21 protein-coding genes and 1 pseudogene are annotated in these 25,936 nt (G+C 46.4%); 9 read left to right on the forward strand and 13 right to left on the reverse strand.

All coding sequences use genetic code 11. The features are described 5' to 3' along the window. Nucleotides 1-66: 66 nt before the first annotated feature. The 8 genes from N4J56_RS31980 to N4J56_RS32015 all read right to left on the reverse strand — a co-directional run bounded on the left by N4J56_RS31980 (nt 67) and on the right by N4J56_RS32015 (nt 12,835). On the reverse strand, nt 67-450 hold the full coding sequence (locus N4J56_RS31980) for a response regulator (protein ID WP_317110436.1): 384 nt from the start codon (nt 448-450) through the stop codon (nt 67-69). Next, nucleotides 437-4,288 carry a PAS domain S-box protein gene (locus tag N4J56_RS31985; RefSeq protein WP_317110438.1) on the reverse strand — a complete coding sequence of 1,284 codons (3,852 nt, stop codon included), beginning with the start codon at nt 4,286-4,288 and terminating at the stop codon, nt 437-439. Before N4J56_RS31985 ends, N4J56_RS31980 begins: the two co-directional genes overlap by 14 nt. 66 nt (nt 4,289-4,354) lie before the next feature. After that, nucleotides 4,355-6,694 (reverse strand): response regulator, encoded by a 2,340-nt coding sequence (locus N4J56_RS31990; protein ID WP_317110439.1) that lies wholly within the window; start codon nt 6,692-6,694, stop codon nt 4,355-4,357. 115 nt (nt 6,695-6,809) lie between these two features. Then, nucleotides 6,810-8,165 carry a magnesium transporter gene (gene mgtE / locus N4J56_RS31995; RefSeq protein WP_317110440.1) on the reverse strand — a complete coding sequence of 452 codons (1,356 nt, stop codon included), beginning with the start codon at nt 8,163-8,165 and terminating at the stop codon, nt 6,810-6,812. A gap of 260 nt (nt 8,166-8,425) precedes the next feature. Beyond that, the gene (locus N4J56_RS32000) at nt 8,426-9,241 is read right to left on the reverse strand and encodes an ABC transporter permease (protein WP_250015739.1); all 816 of its coding nucleotides are present in this window, start codon (nt 9,239-9,241) and stop codon (nt 8,426-8,428) included. Nucleotides 9,242-9,355: 114 nt separating this feature from the next. After that, nucleotides 9,356-10,210, reverse strand: a complete 855-nt coding sequence (locus N4J56_RS32005; protein WP_410500662.1) for an ABC transporter permease — start codon at nt 10,208-10,210, stop codon at nt 9,356-9,358. A gap of 145 nt (nt 10,211-10,355) precedes the next feature. Then, nucleotides 10,356-11,639, reverse strand: coding sequence for a PotD/PotF family extracellular solute-binding protein (locus N4J56_RS32010; RefSeq protein WP_317110444.1), 1,284 nt, complete (start codon nt 11,637-11,639; stop codon nt 10,356-10,358). 14 nt (nt 11,640-11,653) lie between these two features. After that, nucleotides 11,654-12,835 carry an ABC transporter ATP-binding protein gene (locus tag N4J56_RS32015; protein WP_317110445.1) on the reverse strand — a complete coding sequence of 394 codons (1,182 nt, stop codon included), beginning with the start codon at nt 12,833-12,835 and terminating at the stop codon, nt 11,654-11,656. Between the two features lie 503 nt (nt 12,836-13,338). Here N4J56_RS32015 and N4J56_RS32020 point away from each other — a divergent pair. Further along, nucleotides 13,339-14,094, forward strand: coding sequence for a GntR family transcriptional regulator (locus N4J56_RS32020; protein ID WP_317110446.1), 756 nt, complete (start codon nt 13,339-13,341; stop codon nt 14,092-14,094). Between the two features lie 65 nt (nt 14,095-14,159). Next, nucleotides 14,160-14,546, forward strand: coding sequence for a gamma-glutamylcyclotransferase (locus N4J56_RS32025; RefSeq protein ID WP_317110447.1), 387 nt, complete (start codon nt 14,160-14,162; stop codon nt 14,544-14,546). 12 nt (nt 14,547-14,558) lie between these two features. Here N4J56_RS32025 and N4J56_RS32030 read toward each other — a convergent pair whose 3' ends face one another. Continuing rightward, nucleotides 14,559-15,296, reverse strand: coding sequence for an aspartate/glutamate racemase family protein (locus tag N4J56_RS32030; RefSeq protein ID WP_317110448.1), 738 nt, complete (start codon nt 15,294-15,296; stop codon nt 14,559-14,561). 216 nt (nt 15,297-15,512) lie between these two features. Between N4J56_RS32030 and N4J56_RS32035 the strand changes: the two genes are divergently transcribed. Beyond that, entirely contained in the window at nt 15,513-15,899 is a 387-nt protein-coding gene (locus N4J56_RS32035) for a PAS domain-containing protein (protein ID WP_317110450.1), read from the forward strand. Here N4J56_RS32035 and N4J56_RS32040 read toward each other — a convergent pair. Next, on the reverse strand, nt 15,874-17,142 hold the full coding sequence (locus N4J56_RS32040; protein ID WP_317104593.1) for an IS701 family transposase: 1,269 nt from the start codon (nt 17,140-17,142) through the stop codon (nt 15,874-15,876). The two genes, N4J56_RS32035 and N4J56_RS32040, sit on opposite strands and share 26 nt — an antisense overlap. Before the next feature lie 138 nt (nt 17,143-17,280). Between N4J56_RS32040 and N4J56_RS32045 the strand changes: the two genes are divergently transcribed. Further along, nucleotides 17,281-17,421: a hypothetical protein gene (locus N4J56_RS32045; protein ID WP_317110452.1), complete on the forward strand. Its 141-nt coding sequence runs from the start codon at nt 17,281-17,283 to the stop codon at nt 17,419-17,421. 172 nt (nt 17,422-17,593) lie between these two features. On the opposite strand, the gene N4J56_RS32050 is transcribed toward N4J56_RS32045, so the two are convergent. Further along, nucleotides 17,594-18,730, reverse strand: coding sequence for an IS4 family transposase (locus N4J56_RS32050; protein WP_410500401.1), 1,137 nt, complete (start codon nt 18,728-18,730; stop codon nt 17,594-17,596). 157 nt (nt 18,731-18,887) lie between these two features. Between N4J56_RS32050 and N4J56_RS32055 the strand changes: the two genes are divergently transcribed. Beyond that, nucleotides 18,888-19,034 carry a hypothetical protein gene (locus N4J56_RS32055; RefSeq protein WP_317110454.1) on the forward strand — a complete coding sequence of 49 codons (147 nt, stop codon included), beginning with the start codon at nt 18,888-18,890 and terminating at the stop codon, nt 19,032-19,034. Nucleotides 19,035-19,091: 57 nt separating this feature from the next. Here N4J56_RS32055 and N4J56_RS32060 read toward each other — a convergent pair whose 3' ends face one another. Both N4J56_RS32060 and N4J56_RS41410 read right to left on the reverse strand, forming a co-directional pair. Next, nucleotides 19,092-20,678: a glucose-6-phosphate isomerase gene (locus N4J56_RS32060; RefSeq protein ID WP_317110456.1), complete on the reverse strand. Its 1,587-nt coding sequence runs from the start codon at nt 20,676-20,678 to the stop codon at nt 19,092-19,094. A gap of 124 nt (nt 20,679-20,802) precedes the next feature. After that, nucleotides 20,803-20,895 (reverse strand): annotated as a pseudogene (locus N4J56_RS41410) (nuclear transport factor 2 family protein); the annotation flags it as partial. A 68-nt stretch (nt 20,896-20,963) separates the two neighbouring features. Here N4J56_RS41410 and N4J56_RS32065 point away from each other — a divergent pair. The 4 genes from N4J56_RS32065 (at nt 20,964) to N4J56_RS32080 (ending at nt 25,934) form a co-directional block, all read left to right on the forward strand. Further along, nucleotides 20,964-22,154, forward strand: a complete 1,191-nt coding sequence (locus N4J56_RS32065) for a branched-chain amino acid ABC transporter permease (protein WP_317110458.1) — start codon at nt 20,964-20,966, stop codon at nt 22,152-22,154. Nucleotides 22,155-22,251: 97 nt separating this feature from the next. Then, entirely contained in the window at nt 22,252-23,037 is a 786-nt protein-coding gene (locus N4J56_RS32070; RefSeq protein WP_317110460.1) for an ABC transporter ATP-binding protein, read from the forward strand. A 373-nt stretch (nt 23,038-23,410) separates the two neighbouring features. After that, nucleotides 23,411-24,847, forward strand: coding sequence for an NCS2 family permease (locus N4J56_RS32075; RefSeq protein WP_317110462.1), 1,437 nt, complete (start codon nt 23,411-23,413; stop codon nt 24,845-24,847). Between the two features lie 85 nt (nt 24,848-24,932). Next, a complete protein-coding gene (locus tag N4J56_RS32080; RefSeq protein ID WP_317110464.1) occupies nt 24,933-25,934 on the forward strand; it encodes an adenosine deaminase in 1,002 nt (333 codons plus the stop codon). The last annotated feature ends 2 nt before the right edge of the window (nt 25,935-25,936 follow it).

Consider the following 25,936-nt stretch of genomic DNA (forward strand, 5'->3'; position numbering starts at 1 on the left):
TCGGTTAGCTCTATCTTGAAGTTAGAGTGAAAAAATGGAGAACTCGTGGAGAGGGAAAAGATTTTTTTAACAATTCCAGCCCAAGATTTCTGTCACTCGATCGGCTAATTCCATTGGATCGAAAGGTTTGTCGATCGCTGCTATCATGCCGAGTTGAGCGAAGCGCTGTCGGTCGGCAGATTGCACCTTCGCCGTAAGTAAAATGACTGGAATATGCCCAGTTGCAGGGTTAGCTTGCAGTTGTTGAAAAGTAGCAATGCCATCCATATCGGGCATCATGACATCCAAGAGAATAGCATCTGGCTGTTCGGCTGCCGCTTTCTCCAATCCTTCCATTCCTGAAGCTGCGGTTGCAACTTCCCAGCCACCTACTGCTTCCAAACTGAGTTGGGCTACCTCTCGAATATCGTCTTCGTCATCAATAATCAGGATACGCTTAGCTCCCACCATCGCTATTTCCCTCCCGATGGTAAATAATGCGATTAAGCAAGCCAATGACTCGCCGCTCAAATTCCTCTGGTTGAATTCGTCCTTTGGTGAGGAATAGAGTTTGTCCTAGCTTCAATCGTTCGCGATCGGTATCGTTCAGATCTTTAGCGCTGTAGACAACTAGGGGCACTTGGCACAAACGGTTATGCTGTCGCAGCCAATCTACTATGACAAAGCCATCGCCTTCCGGCACGAACAGATCGAGTACCAGCAAGTCAGGAATAATATCTTGACTGAGTTGAATCGCTTCTCTACCTGTCTGGGCATGGAAAGTTTCAATGCCATAGCGTTCAAACATAGCAATTAGCACTCGTGCCAGATCGATTTCATCCTCTACTATCAAGACTTTGATACTGCGATCGCGTCCACTTAAGGCTCGACCCAAAGCTTGGAACAGCGATCGCTCATCTGGAGGTTTAACAATCCAATCGCTCACCCCTGGATGAGGTGATGCATCTGGCAATAAGCCGCTGAGGATCGTGACCGGAATATCTTTTGTCTTTGCTTGTGTTTTTAGCGCTGCTAAAGTTTCCCAGCCGTTCATCTCTGGCATCATTAAGTTGAGGAGGATCGCATCAGGATGCTGTTGAGCTGCCTCCAAGACTGCCTCCTGTCCGGAAGCTACTGTTATCGCTCGGTATCCTCCCTGTTCGAGTATGGCTTGCACTACAGTGCGGACAGAGGGATCGTCATCGCATACCAAAATCAAGGGTGGGGAGTAAGGGGTATGGAGTGAGGTAGCGGTTGAGATTTCCGCTCCAGCATGTGGTGTAGCCTGGAGAATAGGCAGGGTAAAGTAAAAAGTACTGCCTGCGCCAAGAGTGCTAGTCACCCAAATTTGCCCCCCATGACGCTGCACGATATTGCGACAGATGGCTAAACCCAAGCCAGTTCCTCCTTTTTTCCGCGAGTCAGAGGCATCTACCTGCTGAAAGCGTCCAAAGATAATTTCGAGCTTATCCTCTGGAATACCTCGTCCCGTGTCTTTGACTTGGAAGGTGATGTCGGGAGTGGTGCGTGGTAAGTGGTGCGTGGTGAGTGAATTGAATTGCTGGTTCTGCTCCTCTGCTCCCGACTCCCAACTCCATAATTCGGCGCTGAGCCATACGGTAGATCCTGGGGGTGAGAATTTAATCGCATTGCTGAGTAGGTTGGTGAAGACTTGAATGATGCGATCGCCGTCAGCCCATAGTTGAGCAGAGATTGGAGAGACGGATAAACGGATTTCTGCTTTCTCTGCCAAGGGACGCACGATTTCGATCGCCTGGCTCATTAGGGAAGCAGCATCGCAAGCTTGTTTGTTCATGGTAACTTTGCCTGACTCGATGCGCTCGATATCCAAGATGTCATTGATCAGGCGGATTAACCGATCGGTATTATTGACGGCAATATCTAACATGCGTTGCGCCTTTTCAGGGTTGAGGTGCAGTACGCCACTAGCTAAAAGACCTAAAGCGCCGCGAATCGAAGTTAGAGGTGTCCGCAGTTCGTGGCTCACCACCGAGACGAACTCATCTTTGATCCGCTCGATTTCTCGGCGATCGCTAATGTCTTTCATAAAGCAGTAATGACCGATGAATTGCTGCTGTTGGTCGTATTCTGTAACCATGACGAGTTGCTTGTCGAAGACCGAGCCATCTTTACGCAGCGCCCTGGCTTCAACTTCTACCTTGCCTTGTAGCAGCATCTTTTGATAAGCAGCCTGCATTTTTTCTCGGTCTTCGGGGTGGACGGTCATCTGCCACTCCATACCAATTATTTCTTCTGGTTGGTAGCCCACCATGCTGGCATAGGCTGGGTTAACCATGATATAGCGTCCCTGTGTATCCAGTCGCGAGATGCCCTCGACTGCACTTTCCAGCGCCCGACTCATGGCGTGCAGTTCTTGGCGTTGCCGGATTTCTTGTTCTAGGAGTTGAGATTGGGCGATCGCAATGCCGATTTGGTTGGCTAGATGTTGCAGCAGCTCCAGTTCAAAACTCGTCCACTGTCGGGGGGCAGTACAATGATGTGCAATTAATAAACCCCAAAGGTCTTCCCGCAGCAGAATCGGTACTACCAAGTTTGCCTTGACATCAAACTGCCGCAAAAATTCCACATGGCAAAGTTGGATGTCAGCCTGTTCGATATCAGCGATCGCGCTAATCCGCCCGCGTCGGTAAAGTTCCAAATACTCTTGTTGAAAGCAATGGTCAACAATCTTCCGTCCCAAAATTGCCATGCAGCCAAGTACTACCGCTTCTTGCACGACGGTGCCAGAGCCATCCGACCGTAACTGATAGACTAGTACTCGATCTGCCTGGAGAATTCTTTGCACTTCTGTAACGGCAGTTTGGAGAATTTCTTCCAACTGTAAAGACTGACGGATCTTCAGCGAGACTTCGGCAAACAGTTGCAAGCGCAAATTCTGGCGTTGTAATTCCCTTTCCGAGCGCTTGCGTTCTGTAATGTCGCTGCCAATGCCGAGAAATCCGGTAAGATTACCTGCTGCATCTACCAAGCGCGTCACCGATAGAAGTACTGGAAAGCGGCTGCCGTCTTTGCGGATGTAAGTCCATTCGCGCTCGTCTGGCTCTCCGCGCCGTGCCTTGGCAACAAAAACCTCAAATCCAGGCTCAATCGGTACTCCCATCTCCTGCGATAATTCCTGCGCCCGTTGGACGATTTCGTTCCAGTCGTGAATGAGTGCGGGCGTGGTTTTGTTAACAACTTCAGAGGCAGCATATCCCAACCAGCGCTCGGTAGTGGAGTTGAAGGTGCAAATTGTACCGTCAACACTGGTAGAAATAATCGTGTAGTTGGCGCTCTCTAAAATTGCCTGTTGCAGCAATGTTGTCTGTTTTAGCTTATCCTCTGCTGCTTTGCGCCCTGTAATGTCATTGAAATAAACAGACAATCCGTCTTCAGAAGGATAGGCGTGGACGGCAAACCATGTGTGAAGCGGCGGATAGAACTCTTCAAATTCGACACTAACTTGCTGCGTTCTTGCTTGGTGATACTTTTGGTAAAAATTATAATTTACGGCTTCAGGAAACTCTGACCAAATATTTTGTCCTAGCAAGCGATCGCGCGATCGCTGTAGAAGTTGCTCTGCTCGATCGTTCAAGTAGGTAAATCGCCACTCACTATCCAAAGCAAAAAACGCATCGGTGATACTTTCTAGAATGTTTGTCACTCTGTTGCGGGCTGTTTCTGCTTCAGTCCGTGCTGTTTGTTCGCGAACCAAAAGTTGCTCTCGTTCCGCTTCAACCCGCTGGCGATCGCTGATTTCAGCTCGCAATCGAGCATTGAGTTTCGTCGATTCTGCTAAATTCCGTCGCAGTTCTAGGTGAGTGATGATTTGGTGACTTAGAATGCTTAGTGCCTCTACCTGAGCATCGCTCAACCGTCGTGGAACGCGATCGATAACACATAGGGTTCCCAGTGGATACCCCTCAGGGGTAAGCAACGGCGCGCCAGCATAAAATCGAATGTGAGGCACGGAAGTCACTAGGGGATTTATGGCAAATCGTTCATCTTCTAGCGTGTCTGGGACAATTAAAACATCGTTAGGTTGCAAAATAGCATGGGCACAAAATGCGAGATCGCGAGGTGTTTCCGTTGCCTCCAATCCCACTCTTGACTTGAACCACTGGCGGCAATCGTCAATTAGGCTAACCAGGGCAATAGGAGTGTTGCAGATCTGTGCTGCTAGCCGAGTAATGTCGTCAAAAGCCACTTCTGGGGCAGTGTCCAGAATTTGGTATTGGCGTAGAGCTTCCAGTCTTGCTGTTTCATCTTCAGGTAATGGAGCTTTCATAACATTCCTTCCCCGACTTCTCTTGACTCTCCCAGCTTCTTCAGCTTGCCCCAACGGGAAACTTACTCAACAACTGAGTACGCGATCGCCTCCCGCGATTTTAGCTTGCTGCAAGACAATACCAGCGGCTTGATATAGCGCTTGCAAGTCGGAACCGTCCTGGGGATACTGGACGACACCAGCACTAAAAGTCACGGTCAATTGCTCGCGATCGGGAACGGTAAATTGTTGCTGACGCAAGTTAACCAGGACTTCAACCAGCCGCCGCACTCCATCACTCGCCGTCATCCCATACATCCCGACAACGAACTCTGCGCCACCCCATCGACCTACAACATCTTCACTTTGGAAAGTTCGTCGCAGCAGCTCTCCCAAGCGGGACAGTATTTCGTCTCCGACTGCATGACCGTAGCGGTCGTTAATCTGCTTGAGACGATCTAAGTCTAGAATAGCGAAGCACAACGGGCGATCGTGCAACTGGGCTAAGCGTAGCAGTTGGGATAACTCTTGGGTTGACTGGCGGCGATTGGCAACTTTAGTCAGAGTATCGGTTTGAGCGAGACTCTGTAATAAACGCGATCGCTCTAGCCGGTTGAGAATGCGGCCGATCAGTTCCGGACCAACTATCGGTTTGTTAACGTAATCGTCAGCACCTGCGGCAAATACACGTTGCATCGTTTCAGCATCCGCGTGCGCGGTCAGAAACAGAATTGGCAGACCGCTCCAGCGCGGGTCGTTGCGGGCAACTTGACAAAGCTCAATTCCACTAATCTGCGGCATTTCTACATCAAGTATGAGTAAATCTGGTGCTACAGCTTCCAAAGTGTCCCAGAACTGCAAGGGATTGTTGACGGTCGAGAGTTTGATGCCCCAAGGCTCTAGTAAAGCGTGTAGGGCTTGCAATACCTGCGGGTCATCGTCTACAGCTAGAATCCTTGCTGTGGCAGTACGACAGCGCTGCAACATTTGCGTCACGGCATCGAGAACCCGTGCTGGAGGCAAGAACTTGTGTAAAAACCCGCGTCCGCCCAAGCGAGCCACAGTAACGCGATCGAGTAAGCTATCTCGGTCTGTGAGAATTAGCGCTGGCACGGGTGGAGTAAAAGCATTCAGCTCTGTTAGCAATTTTACGCCCACTTGAGCCGTATCAGCGGAAAAGTCTAGTAGCACCGCATCAGGACGCGATCGCGCTTTGAGTCGCTCCTCGATTGCAACTAGGTCTGTCGCTATTTCGCCGCGCATTCCCCTACTAGTTGCCTCCATGACCAAACCTTCAGACAACGAGCGGTCTGGCTCTACGATCAATAGCCAGGGGGATTCATCTATCGACTGTAGTTCTGGAGTCTGCACGGTTGAACGTTGCAATTCTCGGTGCAGTGCCGCAACGAGTTCGGACAACTGCCGCGCTTGCTCTGGAGCGATCGAGACCCCAGCTTGCAGCAAGTTTTCGATTTGCCGAGCGAGACGAGAACCCAAGGCAAAGCCGTACATTCCCAGCGAACCTGCCAGCTTGTGCGCCTCCTGCTCTGCCTGATGCCGCAATTGCTCGTCCAGCGATCCCTGTTGCAGTAAAGCGATCGCTTGCTTGATTGTGGCGACTCGCCGAATAAACTTTTCTTTGACTCGTTCCCAAACTCTTGCCACCCCTGTAAGGGTCTGCTGTTCTTGTTCCGGTGAGAGACGAGCTGCTTTTTTCCTAACTTTGCTTGTGTCCTTAGCTTTTGTCTGTTCTGCCGATTTGAGGCGGTAACCAATGCCGTAGACAGTCTCAATTGGATCGTCTAGCACTCCTGCCGCTCGCAGTTTCATCCTTAATCCCTTGATGTGAGACCTCACTGTATCCTCACTTGGAGTTTCTTCGTCATAAGACCACAGGCGATCGAGAATTACCCCACAACTAAATACGCGATGGCGATTGCGGAGGAAAAGTTCTAGTAGTCCGTATTCTTTTGGAGTCAAATCGATTGGCTGGTTACTGTAGCTGACTTTACATATACTCGGATCGAGGCGTAGGTCGCCCCACTCCAATACAGGAGGTGCAGCAAAATCACCTCGTCGCAGTAAAGCCCGAATCCGAGCCGATAATTCTGCTAAGTCAACCGGTTTAGTAATATAGTCATCCGCCCCAGCATCTAAACCATGGACTTTACTCGTGCTGTTATCTTTAGCAGTCACTAAGATAATCGGGGTACGATCGCCTTGCGATCGCAACCGCCGACAAAGGGTAATGCCATCTAGCTTGGGCAACATGACATCCAATAAAATTAAGTCGTACTTACATGCGACTAATAGTTCCCACCCTGCCTGACCGTCGGTGGCGAGATCGATAGCGTAGTGTTGACCGGCGAGAGCTTTAGCTAAAGCCTTGGCAACAAGTTCATCATCCTCAATTAGTAAGATTCTCATAGCGGTTAGTTACCGCAAAATCTATTAGAATCAACCGCAGCAGGTAGGAAGTATCGACAATACTAACAACACTAATAGTAACTCGCTGGACTGCGCGATCGAATTTAAGCCTATCCTACGCCTGTTTACTTGCTATTTTCAAGGCGAGAGAAATTAGTGAGAGGAAGGTTAAGAACCCAACGGCATCGAGAATAGTTGTGAGTAGGGGACCGCTGATCAATGCCGGATCGAGTTTCAATCGCTTTAATCCCATCGGTAGCATTGTCCCTAAACTTGCCGCTACAAATACGTTAATTGCCATCACCGAAGCAGCTACAATTGCTACCCAGCGTTCTTGGGGTGGCGACCAAATTAAGGAAAGAATTCCCAAAGCGATCGCCAAAGCTAAGGCTGTTCCTAGCCCAGCCAAGATCTCTTTACGGAGAATTTTTAACGTATCCAGGGGCGTAACTTCACCCACGCCTAACCCGCGTACCGTCACCGACAATGCTTGTATCGCTACATTACCGCTCGTGTTAGATAAAATTGGCATGATTACGGCTAACACGGGAACAACAGAAATCACCTGTTGAAAAGGTGCGATCGCGCTAGCTGCCCCAACGTACAACCCAATATTTGCTAACAGCCAAGGCAATCGCTTGCGGATCGTTACCTGGGGCGGAGATAAAGCTGCTTCGTCACCACCGCTAACCCCTGCTAATTTTTGAATATCTGCCGTAGCTTCTTCTTCTAAAATATCTACCACATCGTCAACAGTGATAATTCCGACCAAGCGATCCTCCCGATCTACAACAGGTATGGCGATCAAGTCGTAGCGTTTCATCAACTGGGCGGCTTCTGCTTGGGGTGTATCAGTTCTGACTCGCACGACTCGCTGACTGGCAATCTCGCGAATTAAAACATCGGGAATGGTAAACAATAATTGTCGTAAGGAAACCACGCTCACTAGTTTGCGATTATCGTCGGTGACGTAGGCATAGTAAATCGTTTCCTTATCTTCGTCACTGCGTCGAATCTTATTTAGGGCTTCTCCTACAGTTAAACCTTGACGCAGGCGGACGTATTCCGTCGTCATCACCCGTCCTGCCGTACCTTCGGGATAGCCTAATATTGTTGCTGTGGCTTGCCGTTCTTCAGCACTGAGTTGCTGTAGCAGCCGCTTGACAACACCAGCAGGTAACTCGTCAAACAACTCTGCCCTGTCGTCAGGACTCATCGACTCTACTAGGTGAAATACCTGGGCATCGTGCAGAGAACCGATTAATTCTTCCTGCACTTCTTGAGGTAAGTATTCAAATACAGCGATCGCCTGATTTTTGTTGAGCAAGCGAAAGGCGATCGCTTGTTGCTGGGGGGAAAGTTCCGCAATATAATCCCCTACATCTACAGGGGGCAAACGGTTCAATTCTGCTTTGAGTAAGTTGAGATCGGTAATATCGGTTAGGGCAATACGTCCTTCTTGAGTGAGCATAAACGCCTCCTAAGTCTCCCCTACTCTGAGAGACTAGTTCGCTCAGCTCAGAGGAGAATGCTACTGTGGGGGGATGGACTTCGATCCGTGTCCATAAAATTGGAGCAATTCAACATCGATACCCGTTGTGGGAATCGCTACGTTTAATCGTAACCTGCAAGTGTTGTTTTCGGAAGTCCAAAATATAAATGACCGAAACATTTGTGTATCTCGCTGGTTGTATTATTATCTTGCCCGATTTGCGATTGAATGAAACACCTTCATCTTGTTTGCTGCCGAGATAGGGAATTAATTGCCACTAATGCGATCGCAATCAAAGCAAAAGAAAATAAAGTTGTCAATGTTCCCAAGGCATATAGTGCGGGAGAAGTGACATTTGTTGTCATACCAAAAATTTCTAATGGCAAGGTGTTAGTCTCTCCAGAAATTAATGACGTGCGGGTAAACTCATCGTAGGAAAGTGTAAATCCTAGTAACCCTACACCAATGACACTAGAGGCAATCAAAGGAAATACAATTTGCCAAAATGTTGTCGTGTCGCTCGCTCCCAAATCGCGGGCAGCTTCTTCATAAGCAGGGTTAAAACGACCGAATATTCCTAGCATAATTAAGAAGGCAAAAGGTAACGTCCAGGTTAAATGCCCAGCAAGCGCCGAAGAATACCACTGATTATCTAACCCGACTATACTAAACAAAATTCCAATCCCTAATGAGACTAGAATGCTAGGGACTATTAAGCTAGAAATTGTCAGGTAAAAAATCAAATTCGAGCCGAAAAACTTCCGACGAAATGCTAGCCCTGCCATCACGCTAAAGACAACTGTAATTAGCATGACAATTAATCCCAGCCAAAGCGATCGCCCAAATCCATCGACAAAGTTTCCTACCCGCTGCGGCTCAAACACTGCTTTGAGCCAATGAAAACTAAAACCGCGCATCGGGAAAGTTAATTGTCCTTCTGGTCCCTGCAAAGATAAGAGAAAAATAGCAGACATTGGACCATAAAGGAATAAGACAAATAATCCGAAAAATCCTGCTAGTAGATAGTAAGAAAGCGATCGTTTTTTTTCTGCCATACTTATAACTCAAGTGCTGCTTTCAATTTTGGCTTGTGTACGGGCGGGTTCACCAATAAATTTTGACTCTGACTCAGATTTCGGCTAAACCCGCCCCTACGAATACCTAACCTTTTATAACTCTTTGCGAATATCAACCACGCGCAAAATAGCAAAAACAATTATCAGCGTAACAATCAATAACACAACCGCATTTGCTGCTGCTAGTGGATACTGCAAACTATCGAGTTGGTTCTTAATTAAATAGCCAACAGAAGAAGATTTACCACCACTCATAATCCGCATCGTGGCAAATTCTCCCATCACCAACGTCACCACAAAAATCGAACCGATCGCAATTCCCGCAGCAGATAAAGGTAGAATAATCTCTTTTTGAATTTGCAATGGAGAAGACCCCAGATCCTCAGCAGCCGTCACCAAAGAGCGATCGCTCCGCATCATGCTATTAAAGATTGGTGCAACCATAAATAAACAATAGAGATGCACCATCGCCAGAATGACGGAAAAATCAGAAAATAGAAAAATCTCCACTGGCTGTCTAGTTATGCCTAATCCCATTAATGCCTGATTAATTAATCCCTCTCTCCCTAAAAACGGAATCCAAGAAATCATCCGAATAATATTTGATGTGAGAAAAGGCACGGTACAAATTAAAAATAAAATTGTTTGCCATTTCGGACTTTTAATGTGAAAAGCCAAAAAGTAAGCGGCCGGATAGCTAATCAGTAAGCAAAACAACCAAACGAGAAAAGCAAATTTAAATGTATTGAGATAAGTTGACAAGTAAACTCTCGAACTAAAAATTCCCAAGTAGTTATTTAAAGTGAATCCTGGGGTCATCGCAAAGCCGTTAAAATTCCAAAAACTGACAATTGCGATCGCGATAATTGGTAGCACTAGAAACAATACAAATATCAGCGTTTGTGGAGCTACCAACAAATAATTGCGTAAAGTTTTTGAGCTATTCATCTCAGTAAGTCGTAAATCGTAGGGGCGGGTTTTGACTAAAAATTGAAGGCTTTGGTTGTCAATCTCTTTGCTAAACCCGCCCGTACCGGAGTTAGGAGTCGGGAGTAGTAAAAATACAAATGACCAATGACAAATGACAAAATTACTAAGCCACAATAAACTCAGTCCACTTATAAACGAGATAAACTTGCTGCTGCATGAAGGAGTTCCAGCAGACAACATTACCCATTCGTTCTGTGAAGGAACCACCATCGCGCACCGCACCTTTAGACTCAATCTTTTTACCAAAGGGATCGATAATGTCGATCGTGGCAGGTTTGCCTTCATACCAAAAGTCCCATTCTTCCGGCTTCATGAACTTTCTGGCATTTTGGGGGGCTGCACTGTAGTAACCTTGACGCGAGAGAAATCCGCCTACCCAACCGTCTAGCATCCAGTTGAGGTACTCGTAAGCTGCGTCTAATTTGATTCCCGAAAGATTCTTCGACAAACCCAAACCACCACCCCAACCGCGATAGCCTTCCTTCAAGGGTGCATAAACGCAAGGGATTCCCCTTGCTCTCACAGCAGTCACCGCAGGCGACCACATCGATTGCAGCACCACTTCCCCAGATGACATCAAGTTGACAGACTCATCAAAGGTCTTCCAAAAGGCACGAAATTGACCTGCTTGCTTTTGCTCGATTAACAGGTTCGTCACCTTGTTGAGTTCTTCTCTGGTCATGTTACCTTTGTCGCCAAACTTCATTTGTCCTGTTGCTTCCATTACCATTGCTGCATCCATAATGCCAATGGAAGGAATATCGAGCAGAGATGTTTTGCCTTTAAATTGAGGGTCAAATAAATCTGCCCAAGATTCAATTTTCTTACCGACTAAATCGGGACGATATCCCAACGTATCAGCGTTGTACTGAAATGGAATCATCGTCGCCCAGTCAGTCGGTTCTGAAGCAAATTCAGTTGAATCTTTGCCTTTCAGAAACATGACTTTGCGAGGAGCCGTTCCCTGAGAGGTGTTGACTCTTGCCCCTGGATATAATTCTCCAGTCGTGAAGATCGGCGTAATTTTATCGAATTCTTTGATTTTCCTAATATCAATTGGCTGAAGATTGCCAGAAGGAGCGACTAATGGCAGGGCAAAATATTCACCGTCAAAAATATCGTATTGTTTGGGTTGAGTAATGGCAATTTGAATATTTTCTGCCGTACTCAACGCCCGCATTTGAATTTTGAAACCCAAATCTTTCTCTGCTTGGACGCGAATATCGTTAATTTGTGCCGCACCCGTGCCAATTAATCGCAGCGTCACATCTTGAAGTTTGTTAGTAATAACTGTTGGACCACGGTTGGAACAACTAGCAGCCGCGATCGCAGTTCCCCCTGCTGCCAAACCTGTTTTAAGCAGCTTGCGCCGACTAATTTTCGCCATAACTTTTAACTTTTCTACGCAGCTAAGAAAACGCAGTTATCTTTCGACCAACTAAGTACGACTAATTGCCCTTCTGCAAGTGCGTTTGCATCCCAATCAGTTGTACGGGCTTTATACAATATTTCTTGCCCTGTAGCTTCTGCCATCAAGGAAACTCGCGTCACAAAACCCGTCATTTCTACAGCGACAATCCGAGCGGTAATTTGATTGGCAGCGAGAGAAGACTGAATAGAAACAGTAGGTGAATGAGACTCGATCTGCATTAAATCGGGACGGATCGAACATGCAGCTTGGCTTCCAACTGGTGCAGCGTGTCCGCGACAAAATAGCGAACCAATGCCCTCTACTTCCAGTTGAATTAAATCCAAATTGGTATCTGCAACGCTGTTGACAACTTTACCTGTAAAGATATTGTTGTCTCCCATAAATTTAGCTACAAACTGGGAAGCGGGAGTGTTGAACAGTTCCGCGGGAGTCGCAACTTGATCGATCCGTCCGTGGGTCATCACCACCACCATATCAGAGAGAGAAAAAGCTTCCTCAACGTGGTGAGTCACCTGAATGAAGGTCATGCCGAATTGTTTCTGAATTCGGCGTAACTCCGTTCGCATTCGTACTCTTAAGTTTTCATCCAAGGCGCTTAAAGGTTCGTCCAACATCAATACCTGGGGACGGGTGGCTAAGGCTCTTGCTAGTGCAATTCGTTGCTGTTGTCCGCCACTGAGCATATTCGGTTTGCGCTCGGCTACATGGCTCAAACCCACCATTTCTAGCATCTCTCCCACTCTGGTACGGCGTTCTTGTTCTGGGAGTTTACGCATTTTCAAGCCAAATTCGACGTTTTCCCAAATGCTTTTATGTGGAAACAAGGCATAGCTTTGGAACATCATCGAAGTATTGCGTTTCGCTGCTGGAATGTCGTTGACGCGCCGATCGCCAATTAAAATATCTCCGCTTGTGACTTCTTCGTGTCCGGCGATCGTTCTCAGCGCTGTAGTTTTGCCACATCCACTCGGACCTAACAAACAGCAGTAGTTTCCAGCGGGAATATCTAAGGTCAAATTTTCAACTGCTGTAAACGAGCCGTATTTCTTCGTCACCGATCGCAACGATACGCCAGCCGCCGCATTAGCTAAAGCTTGTTGCGTTGCTGAACTCGTTTGGAGGAATTCTTGTCTAACTCCAGTTGTTGTCATGATTAGTTCTGTAGTGCAATTGCTAGCTTGACTCAAACCTGCTGCAAACGGACGATGCTAGAAAAGCTGTAACAGTAGTTCGCTCTTGTCTTTGCACTTTACTCATCAGCAGGTATGCACGTTTGGACTCAGAAGTCTAGCTGAGAACTGTGTATGCTGTATACGATGATATATAAGAATAAATCGAAAAAATAAACTGTATGTTGGACTACAATCTCCCCCGATAGAAAGGGCATGTCTATCTCAGGCGAGGGATCTCGACGATTAAGGATCTCTATTTAATAATTGAGGGTGGCGATCGCTAGCAAAAACTCACGCCCGTCCAGAGAAAAAATGTATACTGTATGCAAAGCCTCTGAAGAGGTCAGGAGCTAGCCGCACAAAATTCATTCTGGCTCCAATCGCCTGACTTCTTCCTCAATAACACGTACAAATACAGTTAAGGGAGATCGTGCCGTCAAAAACATAAAATAAGAATAGCTAAAATATCCCTCTTCAGACAGATGCTAAGGAGTCCCGCTTTGTCCCTGTCTCCTCAGTCGCTCCAGCGACAGCGATCGCTACAAGAACAAGCATATCAGGCGTTGCGGAATGCCATACTCTCAGGGGAACTAGCACCAGGAGAGCGACTAGTAGAAACCAAATTAGCGAACAAGCTTCAGGTAAGTCGAACGCCGATCCGAGAAGCAATTCGCTTACTTCAGCATGAAAATCTAGCGACAAGCGACCTAGATGGAGTCCTGCGGGTTGCGACGATCTCAATTGTGGATGCAATGCAATTGTACGATTGCCGAATTGCTTTAGAAGAATTATCTGTCCGGGGAGCCTGTCACCATGCGACAGAAATGCAACTGCAAGAACTTGAAAGCATGGTTGAGCAAGCAGAAAAGATAGTGAATAGTAAACCTACACAACTGACTAGCTTTCGCTTGTTAGATATTGACTACCGTTTTCATCGGTTATTAGCGCAGAGTTCCGGCAATCCCTGGCTTGTCTCCCTGTTAGATCGAGTTTTCGATCAAATGCAACTGTTAAGGATTCAGACAACCAAACATAACCCCGATGTATTAGAAATTCGTACAGAACATCGACAAATTTACCAACCCATACAGCAGCGAGATGAAAAAGCAGCAGTTGAGGCAATGGTTTCCCACTTAAGAGCAAGTAAAGCGCGAGTCGTACAGGAAGTCGAACAATTACAGCAAACGGAAGTGAGCCGGGAGTCGGGAGTCGGGAGTCGGGAAAGTTTGGATTTTTGACTTTTGACTTTTAACTTTTAACTTTTGACTTACCAATTACCAACATGACAACAACCAACTCAGGTATGAAGAAAGTTTTTATTTGTGGTTCGGCATTGCGCGGACAACCAGATCATCAAAATCTTCAGTCAGCAAAGTTTGTCAAAACAGCAGCAACTCAACCCCGCTATCGCCTTCATGCTGCTGGTGACGGTTGGCATCCGGCGATTTATGAAGTCGCAGAAGGTGGAATTTCTATTCCTGGGGAAGTCTATGAAATGACGAAAGAGCAGTTTGAATATTTGTCGGCAAATGAGCCACCGAATATGTATGCAAGCGATATTGTTCTAGAGGATGGAGAAGTCTTAACAGCATTTCTTTATCCGAAAGAATTAATTGAAAAATACAATTGGACTGATATTTCGCATCTTGGTGGGTGGGCTGCTTACAAAGCCAGTTCGAGCGAAAGTTGAAGGCGATCGCTGTTACTTTTTGGGAGCAAAAGGGGCAAGCATACCAGTGTAAGGCTTAGGAATGGGATAGGCTAAATCTCCCACCTTACTCGTACTTAAACCCAAACTTACCAAAGCTTCTACAAATTTGACAGCAGCAGTAACACCATCAATGACGGGAATACCAATCTCGCCGCTAATTTCAGCAGGTAGGTCAGCCATACCACCACATCCTAAAACGATCGCCCCGCAGTCATCTTCAGCTAGGGCAGATCTACACTCTTGAATAATTGCCTTGCGAGCTGGAGATCCTGCAATCTCCAGTTCCAACACAGGGAGATCGATCGCGCGAATATTACGACAAAAGCGACTCATACCGTAGTTTTCTACTAATTGCCGAGCAATGACTCGCGTGCGTTTGAGGGTGGTAACGATGGAAAATCCAGTAGCCACAAAACTCGCAGCGTGCATCGCCGCTTCCGCAATACCGAGGACGGGACCCCGTGCTAGTTCGCGGGCAGCCAGCAAGCCAGGATCGCCAAAACAAGCGATGACATAACCATCTACCCCCGTCGCTTCTCCTTGGTGAATTTCTTCAAGTAAGCCAACTACGCTGAGTGCTTCATCGTAATGTCCTTCGATCGAAACTGCTCCCATAGTTGAGTTGCAAGCAATAATCTCAGTGTCAGGACTGGCGACGGCTTTTGCTGCTAACCCGATTTTTTGGGTCATGCTAGCTGTGGTATTGGGGTTGATGACTTTGATTTTCATGGTTTTGCTGCATGGAAAGGGCGGGTTTATGAAGATTTTTGCGCGACGTGCAACTTTCTCTCGTTCTCCCTTTATAAGGCAGGGTGAGGGGGAATCTTGCCTTAACCGAAAAGTATTGAGATAGGAGGTTGGGAATTGTTTTGTTTTTTGCTTTCTACAGCGAATGCCATACTTGAGAGTTAAAGTGTTGTAGAAAAATTGCTATTCTTGCAGACTATGCCAATCAATCCAAATAAGTTTGCCAAGCATCCAGACGAGCTAACGAGTCAGTTAGAAGCAATGTGCCGTCGCTTAGAAAATTTGTATATTCGTGCAAAAGAGCCAGCTTGGTCGCCAGCCGAGTTACTGGCAGAATCTTTTAGAGAACTCAGTTGTTCTCTAGAAGAGATTTATGTTGCTATTGAGGAGCTGCGGCAGCAAAATGAAGAATTGGCAGCAGCTAGATTTTTAGTCGAGCAGGAGCGCCAACGCTACCAAGATTTATTTGAATTGGCTCCAGATGGCTATTTTGTCACTAATGCTGCGGGAGTTATTCTCGAAGCTAATCGTGCTGCTGTTAGTGGGACTTTAAAACTTTCTAAGCCCAAATATAGCCGAACTTAGCTCTGTGAGAGGCAAATACATCAACATGCTCATTAAGCCAGCGGACCAAACGAAACTCGACTGCGGTGCGGAATGCCTCCAATGCTTCGGCAAAGGTTTGTAAGGGTTTGGTTGCCCAACGTCTGCGGAATCCGCCGGTCAACTGATGCCAAAGGATGAAGGTGTAAGCGATGAACACTAAAACCCAATGACGCTTCATACTCAGAGCATCCCGAACTTGATACTCACTCAAACCCAACCAGCCCTTGGCTTCTCGATAGAAGACCTCCACCCAGTTGCGAGCAGAATATGTTTGAGCTACCCAAGCCGCACTGACTTGGTTGTCAGAGGCATTGGTGAGAAAGTAATCCACCTCCGTCGCTTGCTCGAAACTAGAGGCATTGAGTTGAATCGCCAGCCAGCGAGTGCCTTCGAGCTTCGGAACGTGAACTGGTAACAGCGCCACCCAAACTGTCCGGGGCTGCTCCAGATTGAGTTGCACAGGTGTGAACTGCTCCACTGCCAAGGTTTGAGCAATAGCTTCTAATCCCTGCTTACGAGCAGACTCATCACCTGATGTTTGAGCAGTAACTTGGCGGTTTTTGGCGATTGCTGCCACGTAAGTTAGGTTTCTCGACTCCAACTGCTTGAGAAAAGGCGTGTTATTACCGTAGCCTGCATCAATTACAGTCACACCCGGTCGATAACCGCGCTTCAAGCATTGGTCAACCAAGTCTAGAGCCAGGTCAGGTTTTTTCTGGAAGTTGGGGTCTGCCTTGCCTTGCTCGAATAAACTTGCGTGTTGATAGAGTGCAACATCTAACGGCAGACGTCGCACTCCATCATACAAGTAGGTAGTCAGCAGCACAATACCATTGTCAGTCTTGCCAATCTCCCCAATGTACTGCCGTCCTACCCCATCAGTAGCCGCACCACTTTTGCGATGTCCCGAATCATCTACAATCAATGTGAAACCTTGACTCGGGGTCGTCTGGCGACACTGGTGCATCACCTCCAACCGCCGATTATTTAGCTTGACTTCATCCCAAGGGGCATTGTTGAGAAAATGTCTGAGGCTGTTGTAGGAGCCATCTACTGTATTTGTGACCAGTTGGCTCAGGTTTTTGCGCTGACTCTCACCCAGCAGTCCCCCTAGATAAACACGAAATTCCTGCCGCTGCTTCTGACGCGAAAATACATCATCAAACCGACGACACCAGTTCTCAAAGCACTGCGGCATCGCTGCTGGTACTTGATCTTTCACCTTACGTTGCTCCTGTCGAGACTGACGTAAAACGCAACTCCTACCCGCATTCTAGCTCAATTTGCTCCATCTTTCTTACAAAGTCCCATTAGTCTACTGAATGCAGCGCCAGAGTATTTAGTTGGCAAACCACTTGTCTTGTTTGTCGAACGAGGCGATCGCTCATCCTTTCGTTCTCAACTCAATCGACTGTGCTATCAAATTGACCGACTGCAAAACTGGCAAGTCCGCATCCAACCCCACAAATGGGAACCCTATAACGCAATACGGTTCATTTAAGGCTACGCTGTGCTGAGGATAAAGAAAATAGGAGGATTGGTTCGGGAGGGGGTGGCTCGATGTCTTGGCTTTTTTGAGCGAAACTTGGATACAGGTTTTTTTACAACTCTGGGATTGGTACGAGAAACTCGTTCAGGTAACAGAGTGTCTAAAATCTCTACAGTTAACCAACTTAAAAAAAGGGGAGTTCTTGTGATTGCAAGCGTTGAAATTTCGGGATAGCACGACGAATAACTCGCAATGTCCCAGTGAAACTCAGACGCAAAGGAGTGATACCCGCGCTCTTTGCAGCTTGAAACATCAATAACCGCACAGCCCAGTGTCCTAACAACCACCCGTAAACTTCCTGCACAACTTCACGCGGTTTTTGAGAGCGAATATGAGTTTTTCGTCCTGATAAATGTACTTTGAGTTCATCAATAGTATTTTCTACTTCCCAGCGTTGATGATATTCAATCGCCAGTAGTTGAGCCGGAAATTTCTCCAATTCCAATAAGCTGGTAATTAAGCGATATCTTAGTTGTTCCTCTGGGTTGTCGGTATTACCAATTGTGTATTCAATCACTCGGACTTGTATGGGCTGGCAAGCTTTTGAGCGGAATTTAGCAGGTGGATAAATCCAACTCAGATAAGAACCATCCGCCAGTGGTTCTTCGCACAAAAACTTGACATTTGCGGGAATTCTTCCTAAATAATCGCTACCAGTTGTGACAGTTGCTTGCACCATTGCATAAGAATGTAACCCTCTGTCCCACATCAACAACATCCCTGAACTCACGGAGCGTAATAATCTTAATGCCCGCACTCGTTCTCCTATTCGATATGGACACATCAATGCATCAAAGATTAAATGTGTTCCTGCTTCTACCAAAATGACTAATCGCAGTTTGGGAAATGCGGCTTGTGTGCCAGGACGGCTGCTCGGACGACCAAAAACTCTCGCATTTTCATCGCTGTCTGGCAGATCGAAGCAAGTCCGATCAATTACCACAATTCGCAATCCATTGAGAAATGCTCCTTTGGTATCGGTGCTAGCCATTGGTCGCACCAGTTGATGGAACAATTGACTCATCACCCTTGGACTTAATCGTTGTCGGGCTTGCGTTATTGCTGATTTACAAAAAACTCGCCAGTATTTCCCCACTTTCACCCATGCTTCGCTCAGCCCATCAATTAAGTTTTTCAGCACATCTCTCATCGAATCTCGTGACCACAGACTCATCGCAATTACCAAACAAATTACCAATTGTGCTGGTAACGAGCGTTTACGTTGTTCACAAACTTTAGTTTTAGCGATCGCTTGCTCGATCTCCGTGGATGGGATGGCTGCCTCTATCGCTTTGAACACATCACTACTTTGTATCGTAGGAGACAACAATGAGAAATCCTTCAGATGCACTACACTCACTTTCCATTCTTGGGAACAATGCTTAATTTACAACACTTTGAGCCTTAACTGAACCGTAGTGGAATCTAACCCAGTTTTCTGTAAAAAAGTGTTGCGCCAGCAACAGAATGTCACCAAGTATGGTATGGAAACTGTAGAGACGTTGCATGTAACGTCTCTACAATTCCCGACTCCCGACTCCCCTGTACGGGCGGGTTTTGAATGAAGATTTCCGGTTGAGGCTGTCAATCTATTTGCGCGCACCCGCCCCTACAAATCCTGCTTAATTGGCAGAAAACGTCAAACTATCAGGGTGGGCGGGATCTCCTTGCATCGTCACCCCTCTCCGATTTACTTGCAGATGGCGCAGAATTTTATAAATTGCCTCAATTTGGTCTGCTGCTGCGGCTTTCTCGGCAATTTGTGACAGAGATAAAGGAGTTTTAGCCTCTTGCAGGACTTGCAAGACTTGTTTTTGCAAATCTAACACCACGGCGGCTGCTTTTTTCCCTGCTTCTACGCCTGGTTGGTGGTAGGCGTTAATATTCACTAGCGAACCATAAAAACCTACAGCTCTTTCGTATAGGGCAATTAATGCGCCTACTGTGTGGGGGTTGACCTGGGGAATGGTAATGGTAATGGAATCGCGCTGTTTTTCATACAAGGCTTGGCGGGTTCCTTGGAGGAAGCCAGAGAGATAATCTCCAACAGTTGCACCTGGATCGATTTCTGGCGAGGACCCCGAACGGTCTTCCAAGACTTCGATAAAGGTAGCAAAGAAGTTAGGTACGCCTTCGCGCAATTGCTGGACGTAGGCATGTTGGTCGGTCGAACCTTTGTTACCATAGACGGCGATTCCTTGGTGGACGATGTTACCGTCGAGGTCTTTTTCTTTACCCAGAGATTCCATCACCAATTGCTGCAAGTAACGGGAAAATAGTAAGAGGCTGTCTTTATAGGGCAGCACCACCATATCTTTTTCACCGCGTCCGTTCCCAGAGTAATACCAACTGAGGGCAAGTAGGGCGGCGGGATTGGTTTTGAGATCGGCAACGCGGGTTGCTACATCCATTTCTTTTGCGCCAGTCAGCATAGCGCGGATATCAATGCCCTGCAAAGCGGCTGGTAGTAAGCCGACGGCGGATAGTTCTGAAGTGCGTCCCCCCACCCAGTCAAACATGGGGAAAGTGGCTAGCCAGCCTTCTGATTTTGCCTGTCGGTCGAGTTTGCTGTCGGGGGTAGTGATAGCGATCGCGTGTTTGGTAAAGTCCAAATTGTGACCTGCATAGGCTGCTTTGAGTTCAATCGTGCCGTTACGCGGTTCTGGCGTGCCTCCAGATTTGGAAATGACGATAACTAAAGTGCTGGTGAGACGATTTCTCACCCGCGTTAACACGCGATCGATCCCCGCTGGATCGGTGTTGTCAATGAAGTGAATCGCCAGGGGAGGAAAATCAGGAGCCAAAGCTTCAGCGACAAATTCGGGACCGAGTGCCGAGCCGCCAATCCCAATAGAGATAATATCAGTGTAGCGGGGTGCTTGAGGCGGATGAATTGCTCCGCTATGAATTTTTCGGGCAAAGGTTTCAATTTGGTCTACAGATTCAACAATCTCTTGTTTAATTTCTGGAGTTGGAGCCAGATCGGGATCGCGCAGCCAGTAATGTCCTACCATCCGATTTTCGTCAGGATTAGCGATCGCCCCTGCTTCTAAAGCCGCCATATCCGCAAATGCTTTCTCTAACTTGGGCTGCAACCCCTCTACAAATGCATCGTCAAATCGCATCCGACTGATATCTACGTAAAATCCGAGTCCGGCGTGATAATAGAGCCAGTCTTGATAGCGTTGCCAAAGTGCCGCAGCATCCATAACAATTCTCTACTTACTGTTTGCGCTGATAACAAGTTTTAGTTTAAAGGAAGCTGTTGCTTGCGTTTTGCAGTCTTATATAGTTTTTAGTGTTGACTAGAGGGCAGGCTTGCCGCGTACTCCTTTAGTTCGATTTCCCATCGCTACCAAAGTATTCCCTGTAGCTGCAAATTTTGTTCTCCCGCACAAAGATGCGATCGATACTGACTCCTGCCTTCGTTAGGTTAAAATCTTTTAGCACAAAAGCAAACATTCCCTAGTGTGGCGATTGGTTTAGCAACGCTTATGTTAGATTTAAATGCCCTGATGAACGACCCAACAATTATCGGTTGGGTTGCCTATATCTTGTTTCTGACAGTTTCTACAGCAATTTTTGCCCTGTTCAGCTTGGGGTTAAACTTGCAATGGGGTTTAACGGGGTTAATTAACTTTGGTCTGGTTGCTTTCATGACTTTGGGAGCATACACGACTGTATTATTAAGTATGTATGGAGTTCCCCTAGTCATAGCAACGCTAGCCGGAGCTTTGGTAGCTGCTCTACTAGGATGGTTGATTGGTTTATCAACACTAAGGTTGCGAGAAGACTACTTAGCAATTGTCACGATTGGGGTATCGGAACTCATTCGCTTGGTGGTCAACAATCAAGATTTGCCAACTCCTAATACTCCCACACCTGGGGCTTTTGGATTGCAGGGATATCCTCTACCATTAACAGATTTTAACCCCGACACGGTGATGAAATGGATAATGGTAGGGCTACTAACATTAGTTGTTGGTGTGTGTTACTGGAAACTTTGGAAATGGGTGATTAAGGGGCGAGGAGAGAGGAGTGAGGGGCGAGAAGATAAGAAAAAGCTGTCGATACTAAATCTAGTCATGAGAATAATTATAGGTTTAGTGACGACGCTGTTAATTTTTGTTCCCTACGCATCTGGAGCTATTGGACTATACAACTTCACCGACTACGAAAAATCGGGATTGATGCTGATCTCGGTGTTGGTGTTAGCTTTTGTCGTGTGGCGTTTGGAAGTGTTAGCGCGATCGCCCTGGGGAAGGGTATTAAAAGCAATTCGCGAAGATGAGGAAGTTGCCCGCGCTTTAGGAAAAAACGTCTTTTGGTATAAATTGCAAGCGTTAATGTTAGGCGGGGCGATCGCTGGGATTTCTGGTGCTTTGTATGCATGGCAGCAAACTTCAGTTTACCCAAATGATTTTCAGCCGCAGACAACTTTTGATGCTTGGATTATGGTGATCTTAGGTGGTGCGGGTAACAACTTCGGTACGATCCTCGGCGCAGTTGTTTTCTTTGCTTACGACAGCGCCACCCGTTTTGTCTTACCCAAAATCGTACCCCTCGATGACGTGCGCCTGAGTGCGTTTCGGATTATGGTTATCGGCTTACTACTGATGATACTGATGATTTGGCGACCGCAAGGAATATTAGGTAAAAAAGAAGAATTAACACTTGGAAAGTAGTCATTTGTCATTTGTCATTTGTCATTTGTAGTTGCACCTGAAACTCCTCTGCTTCTTTCCCTCGCTCCTCACTCCACGCTCCTCACCCCTCAAACAAATGGAATCCGAAGACATAAAATCCCAACCAATGCCACTATTATCAGCTAGCGGTCTTACCAAAAGTTTTGGCGGGATTAAGGCTGTGGATAATGCCGATCTCGAAGTGGCGAAAGGGAGTATTACGGGATTAATTGGTCCCAATGGCGCGGGTAAGACAACTCTATTTAACTTACTGTCAAATTTTATTCGTCCCGATCGCGGCTGGGTAATTTTTGACGGCGCGCCAGTGCAGCAATTGAGAACCTATCAAATTGCCCTACAGGGTATGGTACGCACGTTTCAAGTCGCACGGACGCTTTCGCGGCTAACAGTACTAGAAAATATGATGTTGGGAGCGCAAAAGCAAGACGGAGAGAACTTTTGGCGGTTGCAATTTCAACCTTGGGCGATCGCTAAAGAACAGCAAATCCTGCGAGAACAGGCGATAACGCTACTAGAGTCGGTGGGCTTGGCGCATATGGCGCACGAGTATGCGGGGGCGCTATCGGGAGGACAGCGCAAGTTATTGGAAATGGCAAGGGCGTTGATGACGCAACCCAAGTTAATTTTGTTAGACGAACCTGCGGCAGGTGTCAATCCGAAATTGATCGAACAAATTTGCGATCGCATTCTGACTTGGAACCGCGAAGGTATGACATTTTTGATTATCGAACACAACATGGATGTGATTATGTCCCTGTGCGATCGCGTTTGGGTCATGGCAGAGGGGCGTAACTTAGCTCATGGTAGCCCAGAGGAAATGCAACAACATCCTCAAGTTCTAGAAGCATATTTAGGTAAATAATTCAATACTGTTGTCAAAGATTTATATCGCTTCAGACAATCTCTCTCTTAAGGAGTATTCTCATTGAACGTTGAGATTTGTTAATGGTATCTGAGGTGGAAGGTTAATTTGAGCCACATTCTAGTCTCTGGCGCTCTAACTGCAATAGTCAGCTTTAGCCAGCGCCAGTTAACTTTTCTTATCAAGTTAAGAGTTTGTGTTTTTTGACACAAAAAACCGATCGAACAACGACATACAGTATGCACCCAGTAGTCACTAAATTTAAGTGCAAAAGGAAGCATTCATGTCGTTAGAGTAACAAGCCTGACTGACGCTTGCTGGTAACTTCCTCAATATTGATAAGCAAAGATAACTTGGTGGAGACAGCCAAAGAATGAGCAGCGATACAGATCGATTAGAACTACAACAACCACCTACGCCACAGTATACGGGTTGGCAAGCAGCGATCGCTCGTTTTTTTAAATTTGACCTGTATAGAACTAACTTTCGGATCGAGACTCTGGCAGGATTGACAACCTTTATGACGATGGCATACATCCTTGTCGTCAATCCCTTAATTTTGTCAGATGCAATTTTTCTACAGCAGCCAAAAGATTTATTTGCCGAACAAGTCTTTGCTACCGCAGTGTCAGCGGCAATTGGGACGCTCGTAATGGCATTTGTTGCCAACTATCCCTTTGCCCTTGCCCCAGGCATGGGATTAAACGCCTTTTTTGCCTATTCCGTCGTTTTAACCCTAAAAATCGATTGGCGTTTGGCGCTGGCGGCTGTATTTGCCGAAGGATTGATTTTTATCGCCCTCACGCTCACCAACGTTCGCAGTCAAATTGTCAATGCCATTCCCATGTCGCTGAAAACAGCAACATCCGTAGGGATTGGTTTATTTATTGCCTATATTGGGATATCTGGCGATCCGAAAACTGGAGGTGCTGGGCTAATTATTGCCAGCGAAGTGACAAAAACAACCCTCGGTAGCTTCAGAGAACCTAATACTCTACTAGCTGTTGCCGGAATTATTATTACTACAGCTTTTTTAGTGCGCCGCGTTAAGGGGGCATTACTCTGGGGAGTACTCGCCACCGCCTTACTTGGTTGGATTGTAGGCGTTACACCCCCGCCCAAAGGAATTTTCCAGATCCCTACTTTACCGACAGATCTCATCGGACAAGGCATTTTCGGTTTATCGCGATTAACTGCTAACAACTTTCTCGACTTTATTGCTGTACTTTTGGTGTTCTTGTTTGTCGATATTTTCGATACCGTTGGTACTCTGTCTGGAGTCAGCATGAAGGCAGGATACATTAAAGAGGATGGAAAACTACCGCGAGTCAATCAAGCACTGTTTGCCGATGCAGTAGGAACAACAGCTGGAGCGCTAATCGGTACGTCTACAGTCACTACATATGCTGAATCAGCCGCAGGCGTATCGGAAGGGGGGCGCACGGGTTTCACAGCTGCGATCGTGGGTGTATTATTTATCCTGGCGATCTTCTTAGTTCCTTTGTTCGAGGCAATTCCCGCCTACGCCACCACGCCCGCCCTAGTCATTACAGGCGTGTTAATGATGACAGGTGTATCAGATATTCGTTGGGGTGACGTAGCTGAAGCTGTTCCAGCATTTTTGACAATTCTATTTATGCCCCTTGCCTACTCAATTGCTACTGGATTAGCAGTTGGTTTTATTACCTATCCAATTGCCAAAGCACTGCAAGGTAAAGCCCACGAAGTTACGATCGCAACTTGGATTTTAGCCGCAGTCTTCGTGATTCGATTTATGTTCATGACATTACGCTTCGGTACATCTGAATAAGTCGTAAGTCGTAAGTTGTAAGTCGTAAGTAAAAAGTTACTGACTACTCACAAACGACAAATGACATAATGATTAATTCTTCACCATGAATTCATTCTTTTGCCAAATTCCTAAAGCCGAGTTGCACATTCATATTGAAGGTTCCCTCGAACCAGAAATGATGTTTGCATTAGCCGATCGCAACAACATTCAACTACCCTATAAGTCGGTAGAAGAGATTCGGGCGGCTTACAACTTTCAAAATTTGCAATCATTTCTCGATCTCTATTATGCAGGAATGAGCGTGTTGCAAACAGAACAAGATTTCTACGATTTAACTTGGGCATACATGCAAAAAGCATCTGCTCAAAATGTGCGCCACGCTGAAATCTTTTTCGATCCTCAAGGTCATACGTCTAGAGGGGTTTCGTTTGAAACGGTTCATCAAGGAATTTATCGCGCTTTACAGAAAGCACAACAAGAACTCGGCATTTCTTCTTATTTGATTCTCTGCTTTTTACGCCATTTAAGTGCTGAATCGGCAATGGAAGCTTTGGAACAAGCTTTACCTTACAAAAAGACAATTCCAGCCGTAGGCTTGGACTCTTCAGAAGTCGGAAATCCACCTTCAAAATTTCAAAAAGTCTTTGATAAAGCCCGAGAAGAAGGATTTCGTACCGTTGCTCACGCAGGCGAAGAAGGACCACCAGAATATATTTGGGAAGCCATAAATCTTTTAGGCGTATCTCGGATCGATCACGGTGTACGCTGCATCGAGGACCCGAAGTTATTAGAATATTTGATTGAGAAACAAATTCCTCTGACTGTCTGTCCGCTATCTAATATTAAACTTTGTGTTTTCGATTCGATGGCAAAGCACAACATTAAACAATTATTAGACATGGGATTGTGCGTGACAGTAAATTCTGACGATCCATCTTATTTTGGCGGCTACGTGGCTGAGAATTTACAGGAAATAGAATCAGCTTTAAATTTGAGCAGACAAGATATTTATAAATTAGTCAAAAATTCCTTTCAAGCAACATTTTTAAGTGTAGAAGAGAAGCAGACTCGAATTGCTGAATTAGATGAGTTTATGATGAAGTAAAA

It is taken from the genome of Chroococcidiopsis sp. SAG 2025 (assembly GCF_032860985.1).
Taxonomy (GTDB): Bacteria; Cyanobacteriota; Cyanobacteriia; order Cyanobacteriales; family Chroococcidiopsidaceae; genus Chroococcidiopsis.